General features: G+C 57.7%; 2 protein-coding genes. Both read right to left on the bottom strand.

The features are described from left to right. Positions 1-300 precede the first annotated feature (300 nt). On the bottom strand, positions 301-2,142 hold the full coding sequence (locus ACF8AM_RS24280) for a hypothetical protein (RefSeq protein WP_392558131.1): 1,842 nt from the start codon (positions 2,140-2,142) through the stop codon (positions 301-303). Between the two features lie 32 nt (positions 2,143-2,174). Then, a complete protein-coding gene (locus tag ACF8AM_RS24275) occupies positions 2,175-3,170 on the bottom strand; it encodes a hypothetical protein (protein ID WP_392558130.1) in 996 nt (331 codons plus the stop codon). Positions 3,171-3,469: the final 299 nt, after the last annotated feature.

The following is a 3,469-nucleotide window of genomic DNA, read 5'->3' as shown; positions in this document are numbered from 1 at the left end:
AGTTGGGGACAACTGTTCTACTCTGCTTGAACGCTCCTCTGCGCCTCCGCGACTCCCCGCCTCTGCGTCAAGCTCGCTCGCGATCGCGCAACGCCACTCGACGATTCCACGCCAGCACGCGAACAGTTGGGGACAACTGTTCTACTCTGTTTGAACGCTCCTCTGCGTCTCCGCGACTCCCCGCCTCTGCGTCAAGCTCGCTCGCGATCGCGTCATGCCACTCGACGACTCCACCCCAGCACGCGAACAGTTGAGGACAACTGTTCTACTCTGACGCAGACAGACGCCTGGGCCCGACGTTCAATCGAGCTTCACGGTGACGGGCTCGCTGCCCACCGTTGCGTTTTTCACGACGACGGTTTCGGGTGCGTCCTTGCCCGCTTTGACGATGAACGCCTTGCCTTTCGGAGCTCCTGGCTGGAAGGAACTGCCAGCCACTCGAACGGTGTACAGCACTTCGTTTGTGCTGGCGTCGATCAACTGAACCACGGGGTCTTCCACGTCAAAGGTGATCTCGCCGAGTTTGCCCCACGATGGCGGGTTGTAGTTGTCGAACTGCGAGATCGTGCGCGGCCAACCGGGATATTGTTTGGCCGACGGATCGGTCACATCCACGTTTCGAGGCCAGCATTCCATGGTGATGTCGCGGGTCTTGGTGTTGAATCGCACGATCCCAAACCCAGCCGCTCGGGTGTTCAGCAAATTGCCAGCGGGTTTCTTTTCGGGATTAGCGGCCGCGTAGTTGGTGACCTTGTTGCCAAATCCATCCAAGGAATCGCCCGTGTATTCCGGAGCTCCCGGCTCGCGATTTTCACCGGGCTCGGTGGGTTCCCACCATCGCAAGTACAAGTTGGCGATCGATGGGACACAGAACGACCAAATCGCATCGCGGTATTCGTCGATGCCGTGATGGAAAATAGTCGCCAAGTGCTGGTCACCGGCGTAGTGAAACGCGAACGCTTTTCGAAGTTCTTCGAGAGCCCGATTGCGTCCGGTTTGAGGCCATCCATTGGAATCCATGTCCGCGTGCAAACGACCGTTCGCCGCACCGTGAATGTGGGCTCCGCCACAGAATATCGTTTGTGACAAAGCCACCTTCATGTCCGCTTCGGTCCAATCCTTCGCCCATTTCTCCAGGAAATTCAACTGACGTTCGCCGAGCAGAATCGCTCCCTCCACGTCGACACTGGCGGGATCGTAATCTGGGTTGCGAATGTGATCAGGACGAGGCCCCTGCTTCGGCACACGTCCCGCAGGTCCAGTCTTGAATTTGCGATCTTCCAAAATTGCTAAATCGATGTTTCCCCAATTCAGATTGGTGAAGTAGACGCCGATGCCTTGACCAATTTTGTGCGGGTCGACGGGGTCGGGTAGATGGCTGGTTTGAGCCCGCTCGACCTCTTGCACATAGACACCGGGTTGCAGGTAACCTCCATCAGCGGCACCGGGAAGCGTCGCAATCTTCCCGCTTTCACCCCACAGGTTGGGCTGGCCAGCATCATGGTCATCGGGCAAGCAAACGGTGGGACGGTCTTTGATGATGTCGCCGAATTCGCGTCCGAATTTCAACCAAGCCGCATAGTGACGATTGTGGTCGTAAACTTGGTCACCGGAAAAGAACAGCACGTCGGCGTCGACTTTGTTGACGTTGTCAATCAAGTCCTGACGTGAGATGTCACCACCGTGAGCAGGCTGGATTGAATTGCCAGTGAATCCCGCAACAACAATCTCTTCCTTGTCGACCGGGTTGCGGCGAATCGTGCCTTCATAGAACGCTTCCGTGCCATGCGCGACGCGATACTTGACCGTCTTCGTGTCGTCCCAGTTCCCCACCCGGAAGGGAACCGTCCAACCACGCTCGATCACATTCGCTTTGGCAACTTCAGTCCATTGACCATCCTTTTCGATTTCCAGCCGAGCGACTTTGGGATCGCTGGCGCCCAGCGGGTACAACTGCGCCGTCAGCTTCAATGTTTTGTCGTGAACCGTGTAGAGCGCGAAGCAGATCACGTCTTTTTTCGCGACCTCCGGGATGCTCAGATCGGCTCGCCGTCGCCCCCGGTTTCCTCCTTGCGCAAAAACCGAGTTGGCGGTGATCAGCAGTGCCAGGCAACAAAGTGCCAGACGATTCAATGACTTCATGATGGTTCCTAAAGGGGACAACAAGTTGATCTTCATGAGGTGAGTTCGACGCCCAGTGGGGCGTCTTGGACGGGTGGCGTTGAAGCCGGTTTGCCGGCAGCGGGCGAAACGGAAGCCTGCCGATGCCAAAAAACGACCAAGTACAGAGGAATCAGAAAATGCGGCGCACGCAACACGGCTTGATGTAGGAATTGGTCCGCGCCCCAGTAGTTTAGACTCATCGACATCCCAGCAACGGGCCGCGCCGCCGAGGTGAGGAATCCCCAAAGCGTGGCGTAACCTGCCGCCCACCGACGCAGCACCGGTACAAAAATGGCCGCGCACACGACAAAGTCCAACGCACCAAACGTTCGCAGCATGGTATTCGCGGTTTCGTATTCGACGCCGAGCGAGACCGAGATCATGCCATAGAAGAACGGCGGTGTCGGCCACCACCCAAGCGCATAACAACCATGTCCGGCGAAGGTGGCGACCAAGGCGACCATCGCGGTCACCACCGTGATCCGGTGGCGAGCACCGAATTTCAATGCCAGAACCAATAGAATCGGTGTGAGCATCTGACCGCCATGCTCTAAAAACATGGGGAACTGGCGTTGGGCGCTGACATACTTCGCGTAGCTGAGCACGACCAGCAATCCACTGCCGCCGATCAACGCGGCCATCTGAAGGGTGGACTGCCGACGCACGGTCAACGTCAACACCGTGCAACCGAGGTACAACCAAGTGATTCGCGAGAGCCAGGTTTGCACCCACCCATCATCAGCACCGGTTCCTACGAATTCGTCCCAACTGATCCCCCACCATTCCGCGAAACTGTACGTCGCGTCTTGCCACAGCAACACGCCGTAGGGGCCCTCCCAGTAATAATGCCCCCACGTCCAACCAGCGAAACACAAAAACGCGGCGAGGCGAAGGATCATTACAAGACCACGATCTTGCAGGCCCTCTTCGGCGACAGAATCGCAGGATCGATCCCGGCCGGGACCGAGACTTTTGTCGGTAGCAGATTCGGAAGGACGGTGTGTCATCGGCAACGTGTCAAAGGCATCGACTCAGGACCAGCCAAACGGCTTTTGAATGGGGCACCATTGTAACCTGCCAACGCAGTGGCGGGGCAGCCTGCAGAAAGCGGGGCGGCATCCCAAATCTCAAGTCCCGTACGATGGACTCCCAAGTCCGTCACCCCGCCAGTGCAGAACAATCGTCTCCATTGTTCCGCTGGGCCAGCTGCCAACGACGAGTGGTTTGTTGACTTGCCCGAGTTCACTACCCGACGCGTGAGCGAGGTAAACACCGACTCGTTGAAATAGCACGCGGTACCTCGCTG

Source organism: Rhodopirellula sp. JB055 (assembly GCF_043100905.1).
GTDB lineage: Bacteria > Planctomycetota > Planctomycetia > Pirellulales > Pirellulaceae > Rhodopirellula.
This window is presented reverse-complemented; position numbering and strand designations above follow the sequence as displayed.